This window comes from Corynebacterium sp. MC3 (genome assembly GCF_900099485.1).
GTDB lineage: Bacteria > Actinomycetota > Actinomycetes > Mycobacteriales > Mycobacteriaceae > Corynebacterium > Corynebacterium pseudogenitalium.
This window is the reverse complement of record NZ_LT622815.1, coordinates 330,186-355,543: the sequence shown is the minus strand read 5'-3', so window position 1 is coordinate 355,543 and position 25,358 is coordinate 330,186. Positions and strand designations below refer to the sequence as shown.

General features: G+C 57.7%; 24 protein-coding genes. 4 read left to right on the top strand and 20 right to left on the bottom strand.

Annotated elements, in window-relative coordinates; all coding sequences use genetic code 11:
* Window position 1: 1 nt before the first annotated feature.
* Both BQ4436_RS08450 and BQ4436_RS08445 read left to right on the top strand, forming a co-directional pair.
* Entirely contained in the window at window positions 2-751 is a 750-nt protein-coding gene (locus BQ4436_RS08450) for an ABC transporter permease (RefSeq protein WP_083290951.1), read from the top strand.
* Between the two features lie 16 nt (window positions 752-767).
* Window positions 768-1,577, top strand: a complete 810-nt coding sequence (locus BQ4436_RS08445) for a spermidine synthase (protein ID WP_070479190.1) — start codon at window positions 768-770, stop codon at window positions 1,575-1,577.
* Here BQ4436_RS08445 and BQ4436_RS08440 read toward each other — a convergent pair.
* The 6 genes from BQ4436_RS08440 to BQ4436_RS08415 all read right to left on the bottom strand — a co-directional run bounded on the left by BQ4436_RS08440 (window position 1,574) and on the right by BQ4436_RS08415 (window position 9,847).
* Window positions 1,574-2,635 (bottom strand): glycoside hydrolase family 25 protein, encoded by a 1,062-nt coding sequence (locus BQ4436_RS08440; protein ID WP_070362600.1) that lies wholly within the window; start codon window positions 2,633-2,635, stop codon window positions 1,574-1,576. The genes BQ4436_RS08445 and BQ4436_RS08440 overlap by 4 nt on opposite strands.
* A 305-nt stretch (window positions 2,636-2,940) precedes the next feature.
* Window positions 2,941-5,208, bottom strand: a complete 2,268-nt coding sequence (locus tag BQ4436_RS08435; RefSeq protein ID WP_070976353.1) for a hypothetical protein — start codon at window positions 5,206-5,208, stop codon at window positions 2,941-2,943.
* 633 nt (window positions 5,209-5,841) lie between these two features.
* On the bottom strand, window positions 5,842-6,966 hold the full coding sequence (locus BQ4436_RS08430) for a cysteine desulfurase family protein (RefSeq protein ID WP_070976460.1): 1,125 nt from the start codon (window positions 6,964-6,966) through the stop codon (window positions 5,842-5,844).
* 5 nt (window positions 6,967-6,971) lie between these two features.
* Entirely contained in the window at window positions 6,972-8,126 is a 1,155-nt protein-coding gene (locus BQ4436_RS08425; RefSeq protein WP_070976351.1) for a THUMP-like domain-containing protein, read from the bottom strand.
* Window positions 8,123-8,980 carry an NUDIX hydrolase gene (locus tag BQ4436_RS08420; RefSeq protein WP_070362603.1) on the bottom strand — a complete coding sequence of 286 codons (858 nt, stop codon included), beginning with the start codon at window positions 8,978-8,980 and terminating at the stop codon, window positions 8,123-8,125. Before BQ4436_RS08420 ends, BQ4436_RS08425 begins: the two co-directional genes overlap by 4 nt.
* Window positions 8,981-9,004: 24 nt before the next feature.
* Window positions 9,005-9,847 carry an ABC transporter ATP-binding protein gene (locus BQ4436_RS08415; RefSeq protein ID WP_070362604.1) on the bottom strand — a complete coding sequence of 281 codons (843 nt, stop codon included), beginning with the start codon at window positions 9,845-9,847 and terminating at the stop codon, window positions 9,005-9,007.
* A gap of 210 nt (window positions 9,848-10,057) precedes the next feature.
* Here BQ4436_RS08415 and BQ4436_RS08410 point away from each other — a divergent pair, with 210 nt between their 5' ends.
* Both BQ4436_RS08410 and glgB read left to right on the top strand, forming a co-directional pair.
* Window positions 10,058-12,082, top strand: coding sequence for a maltotransferase domain-containing protein (locus BQ4436_RS08410; protein WP_070976349.1), 2,025 nt, complete (start codon window positions 10,058-10,060; stop codon window positions 12,080-12,082).
* Window positions 12,083-12,116: 34 nt separating this feature from the next.
* The gene (gene glgB, locus BQ4436_RS08405; RefSeq protein WP_176754840.1) at window positions 12,117-14,321 is read left to right on the top strand and encodes a 1,4-alpha-glucan branching protein GlgB; all 2,205 of its coding nucleotides are present in this window, start codon (window positions 12,117-12,119) and stop codon (window positions 14,319-14,321) included.
* Between the two features lie 56 nt (window positions 14,322-14,377).
* Here glgB and BQ4436_RS08400 read toward each other — a convergent pair whose 3' ends face one another.
* The 14 genes from BQ4436_RS08400 to BQ4436_RS08340 form a co-directional block, all read right to left on the bottom strand.
* On the bottom strand, window positions 14,378-15,256 hold the full coding sequence (locus tag BQ4436_RS08400) for a tetratricopeptide repeat protein (protein WP_070976347.1): 879 nt from the start codon (window positions 15,254-15,256) through the stop codon (window positions 14,378-14,380).
* A 3-nt stretch (window positions 15,257-15,259) separates the two neighbouring features.
* On the bottom strand, window positions 15,260-15,565 hold the full coding sequence (locus tag BQ4436_RS08395) for an MTH1187 family thiamine-binding protein (protein ID WP_070362607.1): 306 nt from the start codon (window positions 15,563-15,565) through the stop codon (window positions 15,260-15,262).
* Between the two features lie 10 nt (window positions 15,566-15,575).
* Window positions 15,576-15,863 carry a hypothetical protein gene (locus BQ4436_RS12565; RefSeq protein WP_071573411.1) on the bottom strand — a complete coding sequence of 96 codons (288 nt, stop codon included), beginning with the start codon at window positions 15,861-15,863 and terminating at the stop codon, window positions 15,576-15,578.
* A 15-nt stretch (window positions 15,864-15,878) separates the two neighbouring features.
* Window positions 15,879-16,571 carry an endonuclease NucS gene (gene nucS, locus BQ4436_RS08390; protein ID WP_070479532.1) on the bottom strand — a complete coding sequence of 231 codons (693 nt, stop codon included), beginning with the start codon at window positions 16,569-16,571 and terminating at the stop codon, window positions 15,879-15,881.
* A gap of 45 nt (window positions 16,572-16,616) precedes the next feature.
* Window positions 16,617-17,090, bottom strand: a complete 474-nt coding sequence (locus BQ4436_RS08385) for a DUF2550 domain-containing protein (RefSeq protein WP_070976346.1) — start codon at window positions 17,088-17,090, stop codon at window positions 16,617-16,619.
* A 169-nt stretch (window positions 17,091-17,259) separates the two neighbouring features.
* Window positions 17,260-17,634, bottom strand: a complete 375-nt coding sequence (locus BQ4436_RS08380; RefSeq protein WP_070362610.1) for a F0F1 ATP synthase subunit epsilon — start codon at window positions 17,632-17,634, stop codon at window positions 17,260-17,262.
* 9 nt (window positions 17,635-17,643) lie between these two features.
* A complete protein-coding gene (atpD, locus tag BQ4436_RS08375; protein WP_070362611.1) occupies window positions 17,644-19,137 on the bottom strand; it encodes a F0F1 ATP synthase subunit beta in 1,494 nt (497 codons plus the stop codon).
* A 3-nt stretch (window positions 19,138-19,140) separates the two neighbouring features.
* Window positions 19,141-20,115 carry a F0F1 ATP synthase subunit gamma gene (locus BQ4436_RS08370; protein ID WP_070362612.1) on the bottom strand — a complete coding sequence of 325 codons (975 nt, stop codon included), beginning with the start codon at window positions 20,113-20,115 and terminating at the stop codon, window positions 19,141-19,143.
* Between the two features lie 52 nt (window positions 20,116-20,167).
* Window positions 20,168-21,838, bottom strand: coding sequence for a F0F1 ATP synthase subunit alpha (gene atpA / locus BQ4436_RS08365; RefSeq protein ID WP_070362613.1), 1,671 nt, complete (start codon window positions 21,836-21,838; stop codon window positions 20,168-20,170).
* 9 nt (window positions 21,839-21,847) lie between these two features.
* Window positions 21,848-22,681 (bottom strand): F0F1 ATP synthase subunit delta, encoded by an 834-nt coding sequence (locus BQ4436_RS08360; RefSeq protein ID WP_070976344.1) that lies wholly within the window; start codon window positions 22,679-22,681, stop codon window positions 21,848-21,850.
* A 5-nt stretch (window positions 22,682-22,686) separates the two neighbouring features.
* Window positions 22,687-23,256 (bottom strand): F0F1 ATP synthase subunit B, encoded by a 570-nt coding sequence (locus BQ4436_RS08355; RefSeq protein ID WP_070976342.1) that lies wholly within the window; start codon window positions 23,254-23,256, stop codon window positions 22,687-22,689.
* 47 nt (window positions 23,257-23,303) lie between these two features.
* A complete protein-coding gene (locus tag BQ4436_RS08350) occupies window positions 23,304-23,546 on the bottom strand; it encodes an ATP synthase F0 subunit C (protein WP_070362616.1) in 243 nt (80 codons plus the stop codon).
* A 106-nt stretch (window positions 23,547-23,652) separates the two neighbouring features.
* Window positions 23,653-24,447 (bottom strand): F0F1 ATP synthase subunit A, encoded by a 795-nt coding sequence (gene atpB / locus BQ4436_RS08345; RefSeq protein ID WP_070362617.1) that lies wholly within the window; start codon window positions 24,445-24,447, stop codon window positions 23,653-23,655.
* Window positions 24,448-24,888: 441 nt separating this feature from the next.
* Window positions 24,889-25,350: a hypothetical protein gene (locus tag BQ4436_RS08340; RefSeq protein ID WP_240492719.1), complete on the bottom strand. Its 462-nt coding sequence runs from the start codon at window positions 25,348-25,350 to the stop codon at window positions 24,889-24,891.
* Window positions 25,351-25,358: the final 8 nt, after the last annotated feature.

Below are 25,358 nucleotides of genomic sequence, written 5' to 3'. Positions count from 1 at the left end.
CATGGACATGATCGTTAACGAGTTTTGTAAACTTCGGCGCACTTACATCACAATCGTTGCCGTCGCCATCCCACTCGTCTCCGTCGTCTTCGGTGCTGGCAACTACGCCGCCAACTCTGAGACTTTGGAATCCGGGTGGACGAGCTATTGGTCCCAGGCGACGCTATTTTACGGCATGCTTTTCATGGTGGCGGGTATTTCGATTCTCGCGTCCTCCACGTGGCGCGTTGAGCACCGTGGCGGCAACTGGAACACGTTGCTTACCTCGTCCAGATCGGCGGCGAGTCTGGTCACCGCAAAACTTGCTGTACTCATCGCGATGACCTCAATTATGCAGTGCGTGTTCATCGTCTTGAGCACTATCGGTGGTTGGGTCGCTGGCCTATCAGGCATGCCGCCGATGGCCCTACTCGCATCGTCCTTACTCGCTGTGGTTCCTGCGATGGCAGTGGCCGCGTGGCAAAGCTTCGCTTCAATGCTGGTCCGCAACTTTGCCATGCCAGTCGCCCTTGGCGTGGTGGCCAGCCTCGTCGCTTTTGGTGCAATTGCTGCCGGCGCCACAGTAGCGCAGTTTCTGCTTCCTCCCGTCGGCGTGGCCACGATGCTGTGGATGGGCGGTAACGCAGTCGCGGGCTCGGGTATCCTCGAGTGGAGTGCGGTGTCCGGCGTCCTCGCAAGCACCCTGCTGCTTACTGCCACAGCGTGGCTTGCGTCCGTCGTGTACCTGCACCATGTCGACGTGAAGGCGTAAGGTACTGTCACTGTGCATGGCAGCAAAAAGTGAATTCCATGAAATCGATACCGGCGTTGCGGAGGTTCTCCACGAACCGGACGGCTCCATGGTGCTCCTCGTCAACGGCGTGCCGAGCTCCCACATCGTCCCCGGCGACCCAGAACGGCTGGACTTCGAATACATGAGGTGGATCGCTGATTTTCTGAACGACCAACAGCTTGTCGACGTCCCCCTTTGGCCCAAACCACGCCTAACCCACCTCGGTGGCGCTGCCTGCACACTGCCCCGCTACTTTGCTTCTAAGTGGAACGGCTCGCGCAACACTGTCGTGGAAATTGACATGTCACTTGCCGAGCTCGCCCGCGAACTTTTCGATATCCCCCGTTCACCCGTCGTTAAAATACGAGTCGGTGACGCCCGCGAAGTCACCGACAGCTTCAAACCCAACACCCGCGACATCATCATTCGCGATGTCTTCTCATCAGCGATCACTCCACGAAACCTGACCACGGTGGAGTTCTTCGAGCAAGCGCGGAAATCACTCAGCCCGTCAGGAATATATGTGGCAAACTGCGGCAGCCACGCGGATCTCAAAGAAGCGAAGGAAGAACTGGCTGGCATGCTCGAAGTGTGGCCACACGTTGCCGCAATCGCGGACCCACCAATGCTGAAAGGCCGCCGCTACGGCAACATCGTCCTCATCGCCGCAAACACACCAATCGAGGCCAGCCCTTCGCTAAACCGTGAACTGCTCAAAGGCGCCGTGCCTGCGCAGTTCAAGCACGAAAAATGGGCCCGTAGCCTTGCTACGAGCCCTCGCTACGACGCGCCTACCGACGTCTAGTGCGCAGCGTTATCCAACAGGATCAGCAGGTCACCAACCTGGTAATCACCAATCATCATGTTACGCAGGTCATCCACGGGCAGTTCGCCCTGAGAAGCCAGGCGCTGGACAAGGCCAGCGATGTTGTTCGCGTCCTTAATATCAAAGCCGAATTTCGCAGCCTCCGACGCAACCTGTGATGCACCCAGGGCACCGGCGGCCAACGCGAGGATCGCGACGACCAGCGCCGTGCTGTTCTGTTCCAGAACCTCAAGCTGATCGGAGTCCGGCACCTGGAACGTCTCAAGGACGCCACCTGCGGAACCGAGATTGCCAGCGGCGAAACCGCCGAACTGTGCACCGGTGCCGTTAAACAAGTTCATATCGACAGTCGCCGGAATACCAGCGACCCGGCCGGAGTCGCTACGCTGCCAGAACGTCAACTTGTCCCAGCCACCGACCGGACGTGGCGGCTGGTTCTGGTATGCGGCAAGCCACAGCGGGTAGCTAGTAAACGCGTTGGTGTTGTTCATCCGCTCGTACCAGAAATAACGGTAGGTATAGAGCATCGGCCGCTTGCCCGATGCACGCTCCAACTCAGTGAGGAAGATCTGCGTCCACGCCGCGAGCTGTGTTGGACCAAGCCCCTCATCGACCTCAAGGTCAAGAACTGGTGGCAGCTGCTGCGCAGGGCCAGCGTTAATGACGTTTGCGAAGTGGCGAGCCTGCGCAATAGGGTCCATCCCCGGTCGCGCATAGTGATATGCACCGACCTTCAAACCTGCATCTGCAGCAGCTTTGACATCTTCTTCGTAAAACGAGTTCTTGTACGTCGTTCCCTCAGTCGCCTTGACGAACGCAAAGTGCTGCCCACCGACCGTTCCTGCCATCTTCCAGTTGATTGGCGCACCACCAGGGCGCTGGTGATCAGCCACATCAACGCCAGAGATCAGACCAGGGATTGATTGAGCATCCGCATGAGGACTCAACGATTGAGGTGCAAAAACAGTAAGCGCAAGGGCAAGCGTCGCGGCCACAAAAGCCGCGGTTGCAGAGCGAAGTCTAGGGGCTACATACATACGCGACACTCTAGCGCACACCAGTCACACCATTCACACGCGACACACACAAATCATCAGACGCTTCAGTACTATCTGCCTGTATGTTGGCTGGGCACCACATTCCCACCACACGCAGACACGACCAGCAAGTTCTCGTCACGACGGGCGGCAAAACCCGGATTCTGGTGCACCCCCTCATGCCACTCGAAAATAGTTCGTGCTGCCGGGGAACAATCCCACACCCCAGCCCGACACACAATAGAAAAACGGAGCCCTCGGCACCGGGAACACTCCCGGCACCACAGGCCCCACAGAACAACTAGCTAGAAGTGCAGACCACCAGACATCGCCGCGGCAACACCACCACCAATTAACAGCAGCAGCACCACAATCGGAGCAACAATCGCCGCAATATTCGTCTCACCCTCCGCCTGGATACGATCCTTGCTTGCCGCATCCTGACGATCATCCTGCACACTCGCCGCTGGGCGCTGCGCCGTCGTCAACTGCTGCGAAGACTCATGCTTACCAGCCTTCGCCGTCGTCGGGGCAGTCTGCGTATTCTGCTGCGGTTTACGAGGCGCACCAGCCATCGCATCACCATCAACATCCGCATCCATGACCGCGGCAACATCAAACCGGCCAGCAAAGGCTTGGGAGCCATCCTCATTGACCACACGCACATCCAACGGCAACGACGACGTCTTCACCACACCAACACTGATTGGCAGCGCAACCGTCGCCTCGCCTTGGCCTGCAACCGTAACAACCTGCTCGGCCTTCCCCGACGGGTAGACAACCTCAACACGCATCCGGGCCGCATCCAACCCAGGATTTGCAACCTTCAAGCTCACCGTATTCTCACCACGGTGAAGCTCAGGGTCACCTACAACAGCAACCTTCGCACTGCCCTGCGCGGCCTCAGCTTGCTGCATCGCTTCCTGCTGCGCGGCAAGCGCTTTACCATCAACCTTCACATCGGCGGCACCGATGGTGGAGTTGTAGTCCTTACCAATCTTGCCGGTGTTGATCATCAGGTTGTCCCAGTCGGCTGGCACACGGTAGTCACCTTTGTAGCAGTCCATGCCTGGCTGGTTGCATACCTCTGGCAGTGGCCCACCGGAGACGGATTCTTCATCCGAGTAGTTAAAGTGGGTGAACTGGTAGAGGTAGTTCATCACCGAGTAGTAGTTCGGCAGGTAATCCGACTGCGGGACCTCGTTGGCGAACTTCATCGAACCATTGTGGTTGAGCCCCAGCGTGTGGCCGAGCTCGTGCATGATCGTGTTGCGCAGCTGATCATCGGTGCGCATGCGTTCATGCTTGGCAACATAAAACGAGTTATCCGCAACCAGGGCCAACCCGGTACCCCAGTGGCCACGCTGCATCTGGTCCCCAATGACACCAACGCGGAAGACTGCCGCACGTGCACCCAAAATGGTATCGATATTATCGACCAGCTTCATGCCCGGGATGGTGCCCTCAAAGTAGTACGGGGCATAGGCTTCAGTCTGCCCACCATGACGCGTCGGATAGTTTGCAATGTTGGTGTAGGTATCGCCCGCATCGATGTGCAGGTTGACCCCGTACTGGTCGAAGCGATCCACCAGTTGCTGCAAAATATCGCGGTGTGGGCGGTAGCTTGCCACCGACATCTGCGCACACATGGCAGCATCCGCACCAGGTGTGTCGCAGCCAGCCTGCTGCCACTGCGAGTTCATCCAATTAAGCTGCAGGAACAAATCCGGGCGCTCAGGATCAGCACCCCACTGATTCAGTGGCATGGCCGTACCGTCGCTTAGGGTAACGCCTTCGCGTTCCCACATATCCGGCAGACCGTCACCATCAGAATCAACAGCACTGTCCTGGGTTGCAACCTCCATGTGCATGGCAGCAGTCAACGTGTTGCCTGCATCAATGCGCTCAAACCAACGCCCACGCTGGAAGCTGGCCCCTGCTGGATCCACAAACCCAACCTCACCGGAAGCCGTGGTGCGCTGGAACGCATCGGCTACACCAGACGAGGTTGCATTATCGAACGACACCGAGGTCTCATAGCCAAGCTGTGCCGGGGCAACAACAAACTTCCCATCATCATAGGAGCCGGAAAGCCCGACCTGGGAGTTAATCTGGTTCGTCAGATCCGCCTGCACAAACGCCGAGGAATCCTTGTTGTTGGTCACCCGCACAATGACATCGACACGGTTGCCTGCAAAGCGGTATTCACGCTCCACCGACACACCAGCGCCCTGGTCTTCACCGCGGTAGATGACCACCTGGGTGTCCCCATCACGGTAGGTATCCACGTTAAGGTCAGACTCTAAATCCACTAGCGCACCATCGGCACGCAGGTCCACATACAGTGAGGACTCCTGGCTGCCAGCAATGGAGCGGGCATCCGTAAACTTCAACGTCGAAATACGCCCCGGCTGTGTTACCGAGTTGTGAAAGACCGCACCCGGCCCGTCAGCGGTCACTGTGACCGACGAGTCAGCAACAGCCATCTCCGCGTGAGCAACCTGTGCACCATTAGCCGCAACGGCCAACACACACGCTGCTACACATACCTTCCGCGCAATGCTGTTCATCATCGTTGTCACAATCCTTATACCTTCCATCACGCACCACCCAACCGGTGGAACATGAAACCCTTCGTTGTTCTGACCCCAAGTTTATGCACCGCAACTATACATGGCCAATCCACCCAAAACACGACAACAAAACAGGCAAAAACACGCCTACAAAACTCGGATTGTTCAACACATCTAGCCCTACAACCTGCACACATAGCTTAAAAAACACTCAGGTTTCACCACAGGCAACCCAACATGTTCAACAAACCCACCGACACCTGTCGACGGGTGTTCAACAATCAACCCACCCGTATATTATGCGCTCTAGTGCAACAGTGGGTAAGAGAATACTTAGCAAATCGGGATTACCAGGCGCGACATGTGTCATTCGACACGTGTCGTCGACACTATTAATGCACAACCTTTTTATGCTAAAAACCTTTCGTGGTCTGGTGTAGCCAAACTTAGGCCCTATGGATGCGTTAGGCAGACCTTTTCGCGATCGTTGAACAGTTGGTACCCCCGTGTTTTACCCCCGTTGGGTTGGGTCGAAAGTATGAAAGGCCCGAACCAGCATGATGCTTGTACTGGTTCGGGCCCGGCAAACAACGCCAACACATCGACGTTAACTCGCCCACTATCGCGTGAGATCTACATGTTCCCCGCCGCTCGCGCCTTCGCAACTACATCAGCGATGTTCTGGACAAAGTAGTCGACGTCCTCACGTGTGTTCGTTCGCCCCAGCGAAATTCGTAGCGCGCCCAAGCCGAGCGCTTCCTCCACGCCCATCGCCTCAAGCACATGACTCATTCGGGTCACACCACTTGCGCATGTAGACCCAGTTGATACAGCGATGCCCAACGAGTCGAGCAGCATCAGCATCGCGTCCCCGTGGGCACCGCGGAACATGAAGTGGGCATGCCCCTCCACAGCTGGCTCCTGGGTTGTTACCACCACGTCCGGGACCTCACGCTGTACACCTGCCACGAGTGCATCGCGAAGTTCCTTCACGCGTTCGCGTTCACGATCCATCTCAGAGCATGCTTCCGCCAGTGCTACAGCTGTTGCAGCGGCAGAGGCCACGTCTACCGTCCCTGGTCGCAGTCCACGTTCCTGGCCGCCACCGTGAATCGATGCGGTCGGCGCCGGCGAGCGTTTCGCTAGCAGTAGGCCGGTTCCGCGTGGCCCACCAAACTTATGTGCGCTCGCTGCCAATGTGGTAGCACCGAGGTCGTGGAAGTGAACGGGGACCTTTCCAACGGCCTGCACAGCATCCACATGAACAGGAGTGTTCTGAAGCGCAGCTCTGCGAACAACCTCCTTCACTGGCTGGAGTGCGCCAGTCTCATTGTTTGCCCACATCACTGCGGCCACAGCTGCCGGAGTGTCAAGCGCCTCGAGGTCCGACAGGTGGCCGTCGTCGCCTACCGGGAGCCAATCCACGTGCTGTGCTCCTAGTGCCTTGACAGTCTCGAGCACTGCCGAGTGCTCAACCGGTGAACACACCACCCGGTCCCCTTGCTTGCCACGCATGGCTTCGTAGAGACCGCGGACCGCGATGTTGTCTGCCTCGGTGCCCGAGCCTGTGAAAATCACTTCAACCGGGTCCGCGCCAAGCAACTCCGCGACTTGTTCTCTTGCATCGGCAAGCACCGCGTTGGCTTGGCGTCCCGCTGCGTGTTGCGCACCGGGATTCAACGCACCTGCGTGTTCAACCCAGGCATCGATTGCTACCTGACGCATCAGAGTAGTTGCAGCGTGATCGAGATACTTCATGCGCACTACCCTACGCGCTGATGCTCCCTTGCCTCGCAAATGTATGCAGTCGGGCTGTTGCCTGTTCGCGCAATAAGTACCGCCATCTGTCGGTGCCCTTTCAGCTTCATCTTCTTCCGAAGCTGGTCCGGGTTGACGTCTACCCCGCGTACGAGGATCTCAAGCGCCCCCGCTTGATAGTTGGCCAGTGCTGCCTTAAGACGCTTGAACGGCACAGCCTCTAAGAAACGGAAGCCACTCGTTGCTGAGGGAAGCTCATCACCCGTAAGAAATGCAATGTGCGGGTCCACCATCCACAAGCTGTGCCGGTGCGCCCAGTGGCGAACTAGCCCGGCGCGGATGATCGCTCCGTCGGGCTCGATCATCCAAGTACCTGGTTCGGCGACAGTGGTGTCGTCAGGCTCGTCCGACCTCACTATCTCTCGCGAACCGTCCGCGCGCAGCACCACCGCTTCGCGAATGCCGGATCCGAAACCTTCTGTGTACAGGCAGGTTTCTTTGACGCCGCCATCGAGAGAGACGACGCTGACGAGCCCGCTCCACTCGCTGTAGTCGATTCCGGGTGCACACTTTACTGCGAGTTCTCTGCCACGATGTGCTTCCACGAGGTCTGGCAGGGGTGGTAGGAGTTTTGCTGGGTCGGTGATTCGTCGGCCGTTGGCGCGTCGTGCTGGGTCAGCCACGATGACATCGGCGCGGCTAATGGGTTGCAGTGCATCGGCTTGGCAGAGGAGCACGTTGGCGTCGGCAAGGTTTGCTTGAGCCATCGCAAGCCGTACGCGATCGAGATCGGAGCCTATCCAAGAGAGCTGTTGTTTTCTTATCGACGCCCCTTCGCTTCCCACTGAACAGGTCACGTCGTGGACCGTGGCTGCTCCGAAATCCTTGATCAGCTGCGCTCTGTATTCGGCAACGAGCTGTGGCGTTGCTTGTTGCGCGGCGTCGCTATCGGTAAGCCAATGTTCGGGCATCTTCCCACGGGCGCTGCGCTGCGCAGCGAGTAACTCCGAAACGACACGGGCATGATCGCCGAATTCCTTTTCCAGTACGGCTCTGTCGCGAATTAGCGTACTTGGAATGAGTTCGAGGTCCGGTCCAAGCGCCAGAATCTTTTGCAGGTTGTCCCGTAGGAACCCAACCTCGTCCAAAGTAAAACTCATTTGGGCGTCCCGATCCTATCTGTCGGGTGCTGGTGGAAAAACTCGTGGTAGCGCGGATCATCGGCGGGGTCTCCGATGATCGGGCGCATGTCGGCGTTGCGTGCAAGTTTGACCGCATCCTCGAAGGTGTCGCAGGAGCACAGCTGTTGGAGTTGCCCCCATGTTGATGGCACGAAGCGAACGAGCCCGGCGCGCCATCCTTCCATGAGTAGCTTCGGGGAGAACCAGTTTGCGTCGTCTGCCTCGCCGGTTTCCGCGTCTGGTTCTTGTCCGATGGGTGCTTTTGCGAGGAAGCTGAAGGTGTCGAACCAGTTACCTCGGTGCGAGCAACCTACCCAGCGTGCAAATGGGATGAGGAGGTCGCTGCAGACGTTGAGTTCATTGGCCTGCAGCATGTCCGTAAGCGAGATCTCGTGCGAGACGAGTTTGAGCCGTTGGTCGTGGAAAGGACGTGCGTCGCCGAGTAGGGTTCCTTCGTCGTCAACGGCGAGCAGTGTTCCGGTTTCTTCGAACAATTCGCGAACAGCGGCAAACAGCAGGGCATGTGCCTTGTATTTGGTGACGCCGAGCCTTCGTGCAACAGAGACTGCCGACTTGCCAATCCACAGGTCTCCATCATTCCAGGCGCGGGGTGGGAAGTCGCGACTATCGACGCCACCTCCGGGAAAAACTGTCATGCCTGGGTAGTTTTTCATGCTCATGACTCGTTCTTGCATCCACACCTTGATTCCGTCGGGAGTGTCGCGGATGAGGATGACGGTGGCAGACAGGCGTGACCCGTTGAACCCACTGGTTTCTGTTGCGTCGACGGCGTCTGTTGCGTCGACAGAAAATGCGCCGGTTTTGCGGTACACGGTGCTCCACCTCCTCGCGTGGTGTTATGCGCGGTGCGCACCACTTCGTGCGCTTCGTGCACGGCGTGCATAGAACCGGCCGTCGTCGTGCTGCACTTCGATTGGCTGATGATACGCCTTAGAGACGTTTTCACTGGTCAATACGTCTTCGATAAGACCTTGGGCGATCACTGTTCCTTCGTCGAGCAGCAAGGCATGTGTAAAACCATATGGGATTTCTTCCAGATGGTGGGTGATCATCACCATAGCTGGCGCATCGGGGTCGAGTGCGAGGTCGCCGAGGTATGCGATGAGGTCCTCGCGTCCGCCGAGATCCATACCTGCCGCCGGTTCGTCCATGATGAGCAGTTCTGGGTCGATCATGACCGCGCGGGCGATGAGGACGCGCTTCTTTTCTCCATCTGAGAGCGTTCCCCACGTGCGGTCGATAAGGTGCATAGCCCCGACCTGTTCCAGGACTTCGAGTGCTTGCTCGTAGTCGACGTCCTCGTACTGCTCGCGCCAACGCCCGACGACCGCGTAGCCTGCGGAGACGACGACGTCGCCAACTTTTTCACTTGGCGGAATCATCGAAGCAATCGCTGAGGACGTCAATCCGATTGCCGCGCGAAGGTCACGCATATCTGTTTTACCGATGCGCTCTCCGAGTACGAATGCGACGCCGCGCGATGGGAACTCTTGGGCAGCCGCCATTCGGATCAGTGTGGTCTTGCCGGCGCCATTTGGGCCGACGATGACCCAACGTTCGTCGAGCTCCACCTGCCAGTCGATAGGGCCAACAAGCGTGTTGCCTCCGCGAATAAACTCGACTCCTCGGAAGTCGATAAGCAGATCTGGATCAGTGGTTGGTTCGTTCACGGCTACCATTCTGGCTTCTTTCTACTTCGGCGTCTTGGTGGATAGAAAAACAAGCGACTGAGTTCTCAGTGTAACCATATCGTTGTATGAGAATCGCCACGGATGAAAGCGAACCCTTATGTCGATATTTAACGCGAGAGTTAGCTAGTCTGAGAGAAGAAAGAGCACACCTATAGGTGTGTCCGACTTCCATCGGCCACATGTGAGGACAAAAACGACATGGTTGCACGCTTTGGTATCGACGACGTACGCCCTCAAGTTTCCGGGCGAACTCTTCCGGCAAAGGCGGTGGTAGGTGAGGTTGTGCCAGTCTCTGCCCTGGTGTGGAGAGAAGGCCACGACGCTATCGCTGCAAGCTTGGTTATTACGGATCCGAATGGAGAACAGTACTCCATTCACATGCAGCAAGAACCGTACCGCCCGGACTACACCCATGCGGTGTTTGTCCCCGATGCTCAGGGGCTGTGGCGCTACCGCGTTGATGCGTGGAGTGACGTCATGGCGACGTGGCGCAACGCCGTCACAAAGAAGCTGGAGGCCGGGCAGACTACCGAAGAAATGGCGAACGACATCGCCCACGGCATCCACCTTTTTGAAGCCGCAATTGCGCAGACTCCGGCCCCAGACCGCGAGGTGCTCGAACGGGCCGCTGCGGCGCTTGATAATCCCGCGCTGCCACTGGCTGAACGAATTCTCGCCGGCATTTCTGACGAAGTACTCGAAGTACTCAATGCTTTTCCGCTTCGGGAGCTCGTCACCCATGGGCCTATTTGCGATATCTACGTAGAACGACGCGATGCGCTGGTGAACTCGTGGTACGAGCTCTTCCCGCGTTCCACCGGCGGTTGGGACGATGAAGGCAACCCGGTTCACGGTACCTGGGCTACCACTGCGAAGGCGCTCGATCGCGTTGCTGCAATGGGCTTTGACACGGTCTACTTCCCTCCTATCCACCCAATCGGTGAGATCAACCGGAAGGGCAAAGACAACACACTTGTCGCCGAGGAGGGTGATGTCGGCTCCCCGTGGGCGATCGGTTCACGAGACGGTGGGCACGATGCCTTCCACCCGCAGCTCGGTGGTGAGAAAGAGTTTTGCGCGATGCTTGACCATGCGCACGAACTCGGATTGGAGGTAGCGCTGGATTTGGCCTTGCAGGCTGCGCCGGATCACCCTTGGGCGAGCGAGCACCCCGACTTCTTCACCATCTTGGAAGACGGCACGATTGCTTACGCCGAGAACCCGCCGAAGAAGTACCAGGATATCTACCCGATCAACTTCGATAACAACCCGGAGAAGGTCTACGAGGAGATTTACCGGGTTGTCATGTACTGGGTAGACCTGGGCATCCGAACGTTCCGTGTGGACAATCCGCACACGAAGCCGGTGAACTTCTGGCACTGGTTGATCACCCGCGTCCACGAGACGCACCCCGACGTCATCTTCTTGGCCGAAGCGTTTACCCGCCCACCAGTGATGTACGGGCTGTCGAAGGCAGGGTTCTCCCAGTCCTACACTCACTTCACCTGGAAAGTATCTAAGAGTGACCTCATCGACTTCGCTGAGCACATGGTCGACGTCGCGGATGTCTCGCGCCCGAACCTCTTCGTGAACACGCCTGACATCTTGCACGCCTCGCTGCAGTACGGAGGTCCAGCCGCGTTCGCAATTCGCGCCACGCTTGCCGCCACAATGAGCCCATTGTGGGGCGTATATTCCGGCTTTGAGCTCTTCGAAGGCGAAGCCGTCGCAGAAGGTAGCGAAGAGTACAACCACTCCGAGAAGTATGAACTGCGCCCACGCGACTTCCAGACAGCCCTCGATAACGGGCAGTCTCTAGAGCCTTACATCACTTCGCTGAACCGCTTCCGCAAGGCGCAGCCTGCGCTGCAGCAGCTACGTCAAATTCGCTTCCATCACGTGGACAACGACCAGATCCTCGCGTACTCGAAGGTCGATGCGATCTCTGGCAACGCGGTCCTCGTCGTCGTTAATCTCGACCCTTGGAACGCGCAGGAAGGCACGCTGTACCTCGACGCGCCGGCAGTTGGTCTCGAATATGGTGCGCAGTTTGCCGTCCATGACTTGGTAACTGACGCGTACTACGACTGGGGATCAGAAAACTACGTGCGCCTCGCACCGGAAGTCAACGTCGCTCACATTCTCAAGCTGCCTGATGTTGCGCCACAGAAGAGAGAAGCGCTCGCTTTCCGGCAAATTTCAGATCACGACTACCGCCCATAACAACCGCGACCAAACAGACGCTAGAAAGATCATTATGTCTGCAAATTCAGTCAACCCAGCACTGCTGATCCCGGCTCACGACCGGCACCGCCTCCTCGAATGCAAGCACCACGCACCGCACGACTTCTACGGATGGCACGCGGCACCCGAGGGCTCCCTCATTCGCACCCGATTCCTCGGCGCAACGAACGTCGAGTTACTCATCCACGATGAGATCCGGCAAATGCAGTCCCTTGGCGACGATATTTGGGCGATCGGCTTGACCGACACCACTGCGCCCGACTATCGCTTCAAGGTTCACTATCCCGAGGGCGACCCGGTGACCGTCGCCGACGCATATCACTTTCTGCCTACACTCGGCACGCTCGACCTGCACCTGATTAGCGAAGGCCGCCACGAGCGTCTCTGGGAGGTGCTCGGCGCCAACGTCCGTACCTACGAGACGACGCTCGGCACCGTCACTGGTACCTCGTTCGCTGTGTGGGCACCGAATGCACAGGGCGTGGCCGTCGTCGGTGACTTCTGTGCATGGAACCCAAACCAGTACCCGATGCGCGTCCTCGGTTCGACTGGAGTGTGGGAGATCTTCATCCCGGGCATTGAGGCAGGCACCACGTACAAATTTGCAGTACAGACGTCCGACGGCCGTCGCATCGACAAGGCCGACCCTCTGGCGAAGCAAACGCTGACACCTCCAGAGACCGTCTCCGTGGTTGCCGCCCCTTCCGAGTTCAAGTGGACAGATGAGGATTGGGCGCAAAAGCGCAGCGAAGCAGACCCGACCAACTCCCCAATGAGCGTCTACGAGTGCCACGTCGGCTCATGGAAGAAGGGCGCAACCTTCCAGACGATGCGCGACGAGCTCGTACCGTACCTCATGGAAAACGGCTTCACCCATGTCGAGTTCCTCCCGGTAGCCGAGCATCCATTCGGTGGCTCTTGGGGCTACCAGGTCACGGGGTACTACGCCCCAACCGCCCGTTGGGGGACTCCAGATGACTTCCGCGCACTCGTCAACGACCTACACGCAGCAGGCATCGGGGTCATCGTCGACTGGGTCCCCGCACACTTCCCAAAGGATGACTGGGCGCTCGCCCGCTTCGACGGCACCGCGTTGTACGAGCACCCCGACTGGCGCCGTGGCGAGCAAAAAGACTGGGGCACCTACGTCTTTGACTTCGGACGCAACGAAGTTCGCAACTTCTTGGTCGCAAACGCTCTGTACTGGTGCGAAGAGTTCCACATTGATGGCCTCCGCGTCGACGCCGTCGCGTCAATGCTCTACCTTGACTACTCCCGCCAACCCGGCGAATGGCTTCCAAATCAGTTCGGTGGGCGCGAGAACTGGGACGCTGTCCAGTTCCTGCAAGAGATGAACGCAACGGTTCACCGCAACCACCCAGGCATCGTGACCATCGCGGAGGAGTCTACTGCTTGGCCAGGCGTGACCGCTATGACGGAAAACGACGGCCTCGGTTTCTCCCTGAAGTGGAACATGGGCTGGATGAATGACACACTCGAGTACTTCTCCCTCGACCCGATTCACCGCTCATACCACCACAACGAAATCACGTTCTCCCTCGTGTACGCGTTTTCCGAGCAATATGTCCTGCCGTTTAGCCACGACGAAGTAGTCCACGGCAAGGGCTCGCTTTGGCAGCGCATGCCAGGCGACGACTGGAACAAGGCCGCCGGCCTTCGCACGCTCTTCGGCTATATGTTCTCCCACCCAGGCAAGCAGCTCCTCTTCATGGGCTGTGACTGGGGCCAGACCACCGAGTGGGACGAAGCGAACTCAATCAACTGGGACAATATTTCTGACGGCTGGGGCCACGAGTACCACCGCGGTATCCAGCAACTAGTTCGCGACCTCAACCGAGTGTACGTCGACACCCCTGCGTTGTACGCGCAGGACAACGTGCCTGCCGGATTCCAGTGGGTCAAGGGCGACGACTCACAGCACAACATCCTCGCCTACCTCCGGTGGGATACCGAGGGCAACCCTGTGCTGGCCGTCATCAACATGTCCGGAACTTCCCAGCCAAATTACCGGATCGGCCTGCCGGTCGCCGGTGAGTGGGAGCTACTCATCAACACGGACGCAGGCGTCTACGGCGGTGCCAACAACGACCTGCCACACACTGTGCACAGCGACGATGTTCAGTGGGATCACTTCCCTCACTCGATCGAGCTGCACGTACCAGCAATGAGCGCACAGCTGTACAAGCTGAGCCGCTAGAACGCTAGAGCCCGGGCCTCAGGAGTTCCTGCAGGTCCGGGCTTTTGCATGTCACGCTAGAACAGCGCACTCGCAAGCTTCGTACGAGCGGCGAGCACACGCGGGTCGCCGGCGTCGAAAAGCCCGAAGAGCTCGAGCAGTCGCTCCTTCGCCTCTGGAGACTGCTTGATCAAGCCCAACAGACGGTCGAATGCTTTCTCAGGCGCACCGGACACGAGCTCAGCATCAGCAGCCACCATCTGTTTCGCGACATCGTCAGGGTGCTCCGCAGCATCAGCAATAGGATCAACCGACAAGTTCGCAGGGTCAAGCCGCTTGACGACGGCCACCGTCGCCTTCGCCTGCGCAACCTCCTTGTTACCAGGCTCCTCGCTCAGCATCGCATCGTAGATAGCCGTAGCCTGATCGAAATCACCTGCCTGCATCGCACGAGCTGCCTCTTCCAAACGCGGGTCCTCTGCTGGGGCAGCATCCTCAACGGGCTCCTCGTCTAGGCCCTGCAACTGCCTGCCAACGTTGCTCACCAATGCCTCGAGCCAAGGCTTCAATTCTTCCTCCGACTGATCCCCCTCGAAGCTCGTCAGTGGGCGCCCAGCAGCGAGCGCGAGCGTGGTCGGAACCATCCGTACGCCAAGCGCCTGCGCGATCTGCGGAGTGGCATCAGCATCAACGTATGCGTACGCGAATCCTCGCTGACCGGTAGCCAACTTGGTCAACGTCGCCCGTAGCGACTCGGAATCAGCTGAACGCGCACTACCGACGTGAACGACAACCGGAATCTGCATTGAGCGCTGCAGTACCTTGGCTTCCAAATCTGCCTCAGTAACCGTAAATACTGGGACAAACCCCTCGCGCTTCATTTCCTCGCGGGCCTCCGCTTGCTTCGCTACCTGAGCTAAATCAACGGCCCCTGCCGTAAATTGTGGTCCTGTCACGTCCTAGTTCTCCTCAAGATGCTTGTTCAAAGACTCCATCTTCTGGTGGAGCATATCTGTAAACCCACGGCGGATATCCGCCTTAATCACCAGCGAAACACGTGGAGACACTTCCTCCACCGCCTGCGTCGCACGCTTAATAACGTCCATGACTTCGTCCCATTCACCCTCAACCGTGGTGAACATGGCTGTCGTCTCATTCGGCAGCCCCGATTCACGAACTACTTTCACGGCGCGTGCCACGGCCTGCGACATCTCCGCGTTCGGCGTGTCAGTGACGGCTGGTGCTACTGAAAATGCTGCAATCATGCCTCATACCCTACCGCCTCGACCAACAATGTTTATGCCAGTGACGGCGATCATCCGCCCCGCGCCCCACTTCCTTCGGCCACGCAACGACATGGGCTACTCCTGGAGGAATGTTCTGATTACATCCCGGGCACACGTAGAACTTCCGCGCTGCGGAAGAACCAATCTGACGCACTTTGTAGATCTCACCATGCGTCCACCGCGGCCCTTCCATTTCTTGGGTGCCGATAAACGTGGACCCATCCCGCGGGAGTATATAGCTCGGCTGGATGTTTTGACGCCGATTTCTTCGCGGCACTGCTACATCGCTCCTCTAAAACAGGCGCAGCTCGTCTGATTCGATTCCACGCAGGTCGTCATAGTCCAGCACAATACAGCGAAAACCACGATCTTCCGCGAGCGTGCGGGCCTGTGGCTTAATCTCCTGCGCAGCGAACACACCCTGTACTGGACGAAGTACGCTATCGCGGTTGAGCAGTTCAACATACCTGCTGAGCTGCTCGACGCCGTCGATCCCTCCCCGGCGTTTCACCTCAACGGCAACTGTCTTGCCGTCTGCATCCTTGGCGAGCAGGTCAACTGGGCCAATCGCCGTCGGATACTCACGGCGGACGAGCGTAAACCCATCGCCGAGCGTAGAAATATGCTCAGCCAACAGCTCCTGTAGGTGCGCTTCCACCCCGTCCTTCACAAGACCTGGATCTTCACCGAGCTCCACGTTGGTATCGGACACGATCTCCTCGACTGTAATGCGAAGCTGCTCGCCTTTTGGGTTCTCCACGATCCACAACTCGTCCCCCGTGTCTTCCCCATCAATATCCACGACGGCTTGTTCACGTATCGTGCACGGCGGTGTCATCCAGTTCAGTGGTTTATAAGCACGGTCGTCTGCGTGGATCGACACAGACCCGTCAGCTTTCATCAAAATAAGGCGAAGCGCAGACGGCAAATGCGCATCAAGACGACCAACATAATCTACTGAACAGCGAGCAATGACAAGACGCATGGATACTAGGCTACCGGTCGTGTCATTCTGTACGGAATTATCCCGCTAGTTGCGCTGATCGCGGCCGCGGTCACGCAGCGCACGCCGACGCAGCGCCTCGTAATCAACCTTTTCCTGCCGCTCATCAGGTGCAGACTCAATCCATGAAATCAACGCCATCTGCGCGCGCTTCTGGCCCGCGAATTCAATATTGCCATCGGCACCGTGCAGTAGCACGGCTTCCTTAATCCCTGGCATGAACGACTGCTCTTCTTGACTCAGCGCTCGCATTCCCTCGAAGCTGGTCTGGGTGCGCTCAATGCACATGTCGTACTGGAATGACAAGGACCGCAGTTTATAAAAACGGAGCTCCTCCGCGTGATAGATCAGCACACCGTGGCGCCAACCGTGGACCCCGGTGGCCGGGAGTTGTCGGAACAGGCCTATCGCGCCGGAGTTGCGGAACATTAAAAAGCGCCACACGCACACAGTAATAACAAAGAACACAAAGAACAATGCCACGTACAGTAAAACGATCACATTGCACCTCTGCTTCGTTCAAACCGACCTTGATGAAAGTATGCGCTTCATTTTAGCGACCTTCGCTGCCAGTGCAAGCAACGAAGAAACGGAAAGCCCCGCTGCTAAAACAGCGGGGCTTTACAAGGTTGAGCGTGGCGCTCTACCTTCCTCCTACGCGGTGACCGCGTTAGCGAGATTCACTGCGACGGACGGCAGCAAGCTCGGCCTCTGCACGAGACTTCGCGAGTGCGTCATCAATGTTCTGAAGCTCTGCCTGAGCTTCATCACGATTCACTTCGTGGGCGAAGATGGCGTAATCCGCAAGAATGGTCACTTTGTCACCTTGCACGGAAAGGAACCCACCCTGGACGGCGGCGACGATGCGCTCGCCGTCGATTGGGCGGATGGTCACGACACCATTGTCCTTGAGCTGACCAAGGATGGGTTCGTGGCCAGGCAGAATGCCGATCTCACCTTCGGTAGTCTGAGCAGTCACGATGCTTGCTGGACCCTTCCAGAGCAAACGGTCTACCGAGACTAATTGAGCGGTAAGTTCAGCCATTATTGCCTCCTAGCCCTGCAGCTTCTTGTAGGCAGCCTCAACGTCATCCAAGCCACCCAGGCCGTTGAATGCCTGCTCTGGGTATGCATCGAATTCACCGTTGCATAGCTTCTCGAAGGCATCGATGGTCTCCTCGAGAGGTACGTAGGAGCCCTCGTCGCCGGTGAACTTCTTAGCGACGAAGAAGTTCTGGCCCAGGAAGCGCTCGATCTTACGAGCACGCATAACCGTGACCTTATCCTCTTCGGAAAGCTCGTCCATACCGAGAATTGCGATGATGTCCTGCAGTTCCTTGTTCTTCTGCAGAATACCGATAACTCGCTGTGCAACCTCGTAGTGACGCTCGCCAACGATACCTGGCTCAAGGATGCGCGAGGTCGAGGTCAGCGGATCCACTGCTGGGTAAATACCCTTGGAAGCAATGGAACGCGAAAGCTCGGTCGTCGCGTCCAGGTGAGCGAAGGTCGTGGCCGGAGCCGGGTCGGTGTAGTCGTCAGCCGGAACATAAACTGCCTGCAGCGACGTAATCGAACGGCCCTTGGTCGAGGTAATGCGTTCCTGGAGAACACCCATCTCGTCTGCCAGCGTTGGCTGGTAGCCCACGGCCGATGGCATACGACCCAGCAGGGTCGAAACCTCAGAACCAGCCTGGGTGAAACGGAAGATGTTATCGATGAACAGGAGCACGTCCTGGTTCTGAACATCGCGGAAGTACTCCGCCATGGTCAGGCCGGACAGCGCGACACGCATACGAACCCCTGGCGGCTCATCCATCTGGCCGAAAACAAGGGCCGTATCTGGAAGAACGCCCATGTCCTCCATCTCGAGGAAGAGGTCCGTACCCTCACGGGTACGTTCGCCGACGCCGGCGAACACGGAGGTACCGGAGAACTCGCGTGCAATACGCGTAATCATCTCCTGGATGAGAACTGTCTTACCGACACCAGCACCACCGAAGAGGCCAATCTTGCCACCCTTCACGTAAGGGGTAAGCAGGTCGATGACCTTAATGCCGGTCTCAAGGATCTCGGTCTTACCTTCCAAGTCCTTGAACGCTGGTGGCTCGCGGTGGATGCCCCATCGCTCACCACCGACGCCGACCGATGGGTCGTCCAAGCACTGACCAAGCGCGTTAAACACGTGGCCCTTGACCTGGTCGCCAACCGGAACGGAGATCGGATTGCCGGAGTCGCGTACCTGTGCGCCACGAACCAGACCGTCGGTTGGTGCCATGGCGATCGTGCGGACGAGGCTGTCACCCAAGAACTGGGCCACCTCAAGCACGATGGTGCGGGACATTTCGCCGAGGTCGATGTCAACCTCAAGCGCGTTGTACAAAGCGGGCAGCTCGCCACGCGGGAACTCCACGTCGACGACTGCGCCGATGACGCGCACGACGCGGCCATTCTCAGACCCTGCCGGGTTCTGAGCGAAATCGGACTCATTCTGAGCCTGACCCGTTGGCTCCTCGCCGAGCTCGTCGTAAGAGTGAGCAGTAGTCATGATTTAGTCACTTTCTCCACTACCAGACAGCGCGCCAGCGCCGCCGATAATCTCGGTGATTTCCTGGGTAATTTTTGCCTGACGGGCTTGGTTAGCCTCACGGGACAAGTTGTTCGCCAATTCGGTCGCATTGTCCGTAGCGTTCTTCATCGCCGTACGACGTGAAGCGGACTCCGCTGCAGATGCCTCCAAGAAAATCGAGTACAGCGAGCGAGAAACATACGCCGGAAGCAGTTCGTCCATCAGCGTATCCGCATCAGGTTCGAAATCCATGTCCGGTTGCACATCCCCGCTTGTGGTGAGCATGTCTTCCTGCTCGTACTCGTAATCCTCAAGCACCGGCTCAATTGGGAGCAACTGGTGCACCCTGGCTTCTTGTGTCAACATCGACACAAATTCTGTGTACACCACGTGTACCTGGTCGAAGCCACGAACCTCCTGACCCTCAGGGCCGTGCAGGCCCTCGCGCCACTTAGCGGTCCCTTCAGAGCTCGCCATGAAGCCGTCGATCAGGTGGCGACGAACGTCGTGGGTCGCTTCCCACGAAGGCTTCTGGGACCAACCGGTCCAAGAGCCTTCGACCTCCATATCGCGGAAACGGTAGTGGGTTACGCCCTTACCGCCCGTGATGTAGCGGACGACTTCGTAGCCAGCTTCCTCAAGCATGCGCTCGAGCTCTGCTGCCTTCTTCAACACGTTGTGGTTATACCCGCCGGCCATACCGCGGTCTGATGTGACCACGAGGACTGCTGCGACTCGACCATTCTCACGCTCACGGAGCATGGGGTGATCGAGGGAGCTCGCAGCTGCGAGGCGTTCCATGACGTCTTTCAACTCGTCGGCATACGGCTTTGCCGCTTCGACGCGCTGCTGTGCCTTGGTGATCTGCGAAGTCGCGATCAGCTCCTGGGCTTTAGTGATTTTCTTCGTGGAGTTTACGGACCTAATACGGTCACGTAGTTCGCGAAGTGTTGCCATGGTTTACTCTCCTCCCTTCCTATATGTAGACGTTTACGTCTTGTTCCAAGAATTACTTCTTGGGACGGCCGACGTTAAGGGTATTTTTCTTGACCTCACGCTTGTCCAGCGGATCCGCCTCTGGCTCGCGCACGATGTGCTCACCGGTGGAGGACTGGAACGAGCGAGCGAAGTCATCATTGACGCGCAGCAGCGTCTGCTTGCTCGTATCGTCGAGCGCAGCGCCACCGGAGATCTGTTCGTAGACTTCCGGAGCGACGGAGCGAATGTGCTCCTGCAGCTCGAACTCGTAGCGACGCACGTCTTCGACGGGAACGACGTCAAAGGCGCCTTCGTTTGCAAGCCAGATAGATACGATCTGGAACTCAACAGGCTGCGGAGCGTTCTCCGACTGCTTGAGGAGCTCTACGAGACGCTGACCGCGCTCGAGCTGGCGCTTCGAAGCTGCATCGAGGTCGGACGCGAACGCAGCGAACGCTTCCAGGTCACGGTATGCAGCAAGGTCGAGACGCAGGTTACCTGCAACCTTCTTCATACCCTTAGTCTGCGCAGCGCCACCGACACGGGACACGGAGATGCCCACGTCAATAGCCGGGCGAACACCCTGGTTGAAGAGGTCGGACTGGAGGAAGACCTGGCCGTCTGTAATCGAGATGACGTTGGTAGGAATGAACGCACCCACGTCGTTAGCCTTCGTCTCGATGATCGGCAGTGCGGTCAACGAGCCTGCACCCAGCTCATCGTTGAGCTTCGCAGCACGCTCCAGCAGACGAGAGTGCAGGTAGAACACGTCACCTGGGTATGCCTCGCGGCCTGGTGGACGACGCAGCAGCAACGAGATGGCACGGTATGCCTCTGCCTGCTTGGTCAGGTCATCGTAAATCACCAGCACGTGCTTGCCCTGGTACATCCAGTGCTGGCCCAGCGCTGCACCAGAGAATGGTGCGAGCCACTTGAAGCCTGCGGAGTCGGATGCAGGTGCAGCCACAATCGTGGTGTACTCAAGCGCGCCGTGCTGCTCGAGGGTTGCACGAACGCCAGCGATCGTGGAGCCCTTCTGGCCCACCGCGACGTAGATGCAACGAACCTGCTTCGACGGATCTCCGGTCTCCCAGAAGTGCTTCTGGTTCAGGATCGTGTCGATGCAGACTGCAGTCTTACCAGTCTTACGGTCACCAATGACGAGCTGACGCTGACCACGACCGATTGGGGTCATGGCGTCAATAGCCTTGATACCGGTCTGCATTGGTTCCTCAACCGGCTGGCGGTCGAGAACGCCTGCAGCCTGCAGCTCAAGCGCGCGCTCTTCGTTGGATTCAATTGGACCAAGGCCGTCAATTGGCTGGCCCAGTGGGTTAATAACGCGGCCGAGGAATTCCTCCCCAACCGGGATGGACAGAACTTCGCCTGTCCGCTTTACTTGGTCGCCCTCGGTGAGGGTCTCGAAATTACCCAGAACCACGACACCGATCGAATCGGTCTCAAGGTTCTGTGCGACGCCAATGACGCCGTTCGGAAACTCGAGCAGCTCATTCGTCATGCATCCTGGCAGCCCGGAAACCTGGGCAATACCATCTGCAGCCGAAGTCACCACGCCGACCTCCTCACGGGAGGCCTCCGCGGAGTAGCTCGAGGTGTAGTTCGCTATCGCGCTACGGATCTCATCGGAGGAGATCGTCAGCTCCGCCATGTTCTTCCTGCTCTCGGTAGTTTGTTCCAGCATTATCTCTTACTAAAGGGTCGCGTTGGCGAGAAGGTCGGTGCGCATGCGGTTCAACTTACCGCGCGTCGACCCGTCAATCAGTTCATCGCCGACTCGGATGGTCAGTCCACCGAGGAGGCTGGGGTCAACCTCAGAATGGATCGCCATCTCACGACCGTAAATGTTCTCAAGTTTCTGTGCCAGTGCATCGCGCTGCGCATCAGAGAGCGCCTGTGCGGTGACCACACGTGCCACGGCCTTCCCACGCAACGCGGCGACGTCAGCTGCCAGAGCAGCGAGATCGTCCACCGGGTGGTGTTCTGGACGGCCAATGACCTGCAAAGCTAGCGCTTCAGTAACCGTGGTGACCTTGCCATAAATGACATTCGCAAGCAGACCGCGCTTCTGTGCGGCTGTAGCGGTTCGGTCGGAGAGAAGCTGAGTAAGCTTCCGCTCCTTCTCAAGCAAGGTGGAGAGTTGGTACAGCTCGTTTTCGACCTGCTCCAACTGCCCTTGAGCCTCCGCGCCCTTCATCAGGGCGCGTCGACCTAGGTTGATCAGGCCTGCGCGGAACTCGCGCGGGTTTGACCACTCCTCGGAAGCTGCTGCAGCAAGGATCTGTGCCGTAGGCTCTGCCACCTTGGCACCGAAAACATCGTTGATGATCCCGCGACGCTGCGCGGCATCAAGCGAGTTATCAGCGACAGCGATGCGCAGTGCACGCTCGGCGTCCAGCTGATCCACGGTCAGGAACAGTTCCGTACCAAGCTGCAATGCAACAGCAATGGTGTCCCCTGCCCCTTGAATCAGCTGATCAAGCTGCTCAGAAACTTTTGTTTGTGCTTCGCGACTAGCTGCCTTCATTTCGCCTACTTCCTCGTAGAAACGTTGTCGAGTTCGGCGAGGAAAGCATCAATCGTGTTCGAGCGGCGGGTATCATCCGAAAGCTCGGTACCCAGCAGACGCTCTGCCAGACTGATGGAGTTCTGACCCATCTCGTTGCGCAGTTCAGCGACGACCTGCTCGCGGGAAGCCAGAAGCTGCTTTTCGCCTGCTTCAACAATTCGACGAGACTCATCCTCAGCGCGCTCACGAAGTTCTGCCTGAATCTCCTTGCCCTTTGCCCGGGCAGCTTCACGGATCTCAGCAGCTTCGGCACGTGCCTCAGCGAGTTCAGCGTTGTTCTTTTCTAGAGCAGCCTTAGCCTCGGCCTGGGCAACCTGAGCACGCTCAATGCCGCCCTTGATTCGGTCTTCGCGCTCCGCCAGTACTTCCTGGAACTTCGGAAGGACAAACTTCCAGAAGAGCAAGAACACGATGACGAAGACAACGGTCGACCAAACCACGTCGTACATGGCAGGCAGGAGAATCGACGGCTCCGTCTCGAGCGGAAGCTTCTCTCCCTCTGCCAACACGAAAATATCGTTGACGTTAGTCATTGGTTGCTCCTGATCTAAAAAGTGTACGTGGAATTCGTGAGTTCTTTTTAGAACAGGAAGCCTGCAACGAGGCCAATCAGGGCAAGTGCCTCAACGAAGGCGATACCCAGGAACATGGTGGTACGCAGCTGGCCGGCCATCTCTGGCTGACGTGCCATCCCCTCAACGGTCTTACCGACCAGCATGCCGATGCCGATGCCAGGGCCGATGGTAGCGAGGCCGTAGCCGATGGTGCCGAGACCGGTGTATTCGGTAGCGGCTGCTGCCTGAGCAAGAATGATGTCGTTCATGTGAAAGTCGTTCCCTTTCTTGGTGTTTGCTTGCAACGCTTCCTGCAAACAAACGAGTGACAATTTGTATGGGGTTTATTCAGTTTGACCAGTAGGTTGCGCTTTGTTAGTGCGCGTCTGCATGCAGCGACAGTTCGATGTACACCGCAGTCAACAGAGCGAAGATGTACGCCTGCAGGAAGATAATGATTAACTCATACAGGGTGAACAGCAACGCCGCGATCAGGGTCAGCCCTGACACACTCGTCCAGGCCGAGATCTGCCAGAAGAAGAAGTTCGTAGCAGAGTACAGCAGAACGAGAATGATGTGGCCAGCCAGGAAGTTCGCCATAAGACGAAGTGCCAGCGTGACCGGACGCAGAATGAACGTCGAGAAGAACTCGATCGGCACAACAAGGAAGTGCAGAGCGAACGGCAACCCAGGAATCACGGTCGAGTGCTTGAAGAAGGCAACGCCGTAGCGCTGCACGCCCGCGTAGATCATCGCAATGTAGGCGACAACGGCCAACACAATCGGCATACCGATACGTGCGTTTGGCGAGATGTTGAGGCCAGGGATGATCGTGGCGACATTCATGAACAGGATCGTGAAGAAGATTGTCGCGATTACCGGCAAGAAGCGCCGGCCCTCTTTCTTCCCCAGCGTGTCTTCGGCGATGTGGATGCGGACGAAATCCACGCCCAACTCACCGATATTCTGCAGACCCTTAGGAACCAGTTTTGGCTTCCTAAAAGCAATAACAAAGAGGACCACCAGTACTGCCGCCATGAACAGGCGAACCAGCATGATACGGTCCAGCGCGAACCAGCCATTGGCGAAATCTTCACCAATAAACTGGTCGAACGTGTGCCCCGGGAAAAATTCTGGACCCAATTGGGGTGCGTGGAATGTACCCTTCATGGCCAAAGTTGTAACGCTCAGCGTTCTCTCCCGTTCTCGGGCCGCACTTAATGTGCGGTGCGATGGACGTCTCCAACAAGCTGTCTCCGTGGCGGACTCCGTCGCACATCTTCTACCACGGGACAGGGGATGTATTTTCGTGCTTCTTCCAGCGAAAAATAAGGAAGCAGCAAACCTTAACTAACCCGCCCGATACTTTAACAGGTCACAGCGTATTTTCACGCTTTAGGGGGTCTTCCAAAGCTTCTTCTGAGCATTTTTCGGTACCACGCCATTAAATATGGCTGGTACTGGCGTTTTCACCTAAAATGTTACTTCCCCCACACCCGTTCCAAAAAGGGGTAGACACCCACAAATTCGGTAGTAATTCCCCTACATTCCGACATAGAAAAGCGTTGCCACCCCAAGGCGAGGGGGTAGCAACGCAAATGTCTGTACGCCTTAAGGCTTCTGAATATATGCCGTTCGTACGCTCAGTACCCCCATGGCTTCGGCGCCTAACGCAACAACAAGTGCCGCGATCGTAGTTACGCCGAATGCTGTCGAGTCGTAAAACGTCGCGTTCCGAAGCCCAAGCAAGATAAGCACGATGACGACCATCTTGATGAGCCAACCGCCGAGTACGACAGCCATCGTGGTTGTAGGGGTGGAATTTGACGTCACAAGAACACTGATAGCGGTCAACAGCACAAAGCCACCACCAATACCGACCCCCATCAATACAGCCCAAAGACCTGGCGCGCCGCTCACGGCTCCCCATGCCATCAGCGAAATGATAAGCAGCGCCAGCAATGCCAACGTTCCGAAGCGCAGCGCGCGCAGTAGCGGTCGCCGTTGGTCCTCATACTGCTCAGTGTCTGACACTTCCAGGTTCGGCGTCACAGGGTTCTTTGGAGTATCCACGATTGGAC

Bases quoted from the DNA above. Each gene is read 5' to 3' on its own strand.
- BQ4436_RS08395 (WP_070362607.1), bottom strand. From the start codon at position 15,565: ATGATTGCAGCATTTTCAGTAGCACCAGCCGTCACTGACACGCCGAAC.
- atpD (WP_070362611.1), bottom strand. From the start codon at position 19,137: ATGACTACTGCTCACTCTTACGACGAGCTCGGCGAGGAGCCAACGGGT.
- BQ4436_RS08450 (WP_083290951.1), top strand. From the start codon at position 2: ATGGACATGATCGTTAACGAGTTTTGTAAACTTCGGCGCACTTACATC.
- nucS (WP_070479532.1), bottom strand. From the start codon at position 16,571: ATGCGTCTTGTCATTGCTCGCTGTTCAGTAGATTATGTTGGTCGTCTT.
- BQ4436_RS08350 (WP_070362616.1), bottom strand. From the start codon at position 23,546: ATGAACGACATCATTCTTGCTCAGGCAGCAGCCGCTACCGAATACACC.
- BQ4436_RS08360 (WP_070976344.1), bottom strand. From the start codon at position 22,681: ATGAAGGCAGCTAGTCGCGAAGCACAAACAAAAGTTTCTGAGCAGCTT.
- BQ4436_RS08435 (WP_070976353.1), bottom strand. From the start codon at position 5,208: ATGATGAACAGCATTGCGCGGAAGGTATGTGTAGCAGCGTGTGTGTTG.
- BQ4436_RS08380 (WP_070362610.1), bottom strand. From the start codon at position 17,634: ATGGCTGAACTTACCGCTCAATTAGTCTCGGTAGACCGTTTGCTCTGG.
- BQ4436_RS08430 (WP_070976460.1), bottom strand. From the start codon at position 6,966: ATGAAGTATCTCGATCACGCTGCAACTACTCTGATGCGTCAGGTAGCA.
- BQ4436_RS08370 (WP_070362612.1), bottom strand. From the start codon at position 20,115: ATGGCAACACTTCGCGAACTACGTGACCGTATTAGGTCCGTAAACTCC.
- BQ4436_RS08410 (WP_070976349.1), top strand. From the start codon at position 10,058: ATGGTTGCACGCTTTGGTATCGACGACGTACGCCCTCAAGTTTCCGGG.
- BQ4436_RS08445 (WP_070479190.1), top strand. From the start codon at position 768: ATGGCAGCAAAAAGTGAATTCCATGAAATCGATACCGGCGTTGCGGAG.
- glgB (WP_176754840.1), top strand. From the start codon at position 12,117: ATGTCTGCAAATTCAGTCAACCCAGCACTGCTGATCCCGGCTCACGAC.
- BQ4436_RS08415 (WP_070362604.1), bottom strand. From the start codon at position 9,847: ATGGTAGCCGTGAACGAACCAACCACTGATCCAGATCTGCTTATCGAC.
- atpB (WP_070362617.1), bottom strand. From the start codon at position 24,447: ATGAAGGGTACATTCCACGCACCCCAATTGGGTCCAGAATTTTTCCCG.
- atpA (WP_070362613.1), bottom strand. From the start codon at position 21,838: ATGCTGGAACAAACTACCGAGAGCAGGAAGAACATGGCGGAGCTGACG.
- BQ4436_RS08355 (WP_070976342.1), bottom strand. From the start codon at position 23,256: ATGACTAACGTCAACGATATTTTCGTGTTGGCAGAGGGAGAGAAGCTT.
- BQ4436_RS08440 (WP_070362600.1), bottom strand. From the start codon at position 2,635: ATGTATGTAGCCCCTAGACTTCGCTCTGCAACCGCGGCTTTTGTGGCC.
- BQ4436_RS08425 (WP_070976351.1), bottom strand. From the start codon at position 8,126: ATGAGTTTTACTTTGGACGAGGTTGGGTTCCTACGGGACAACCTGCAA.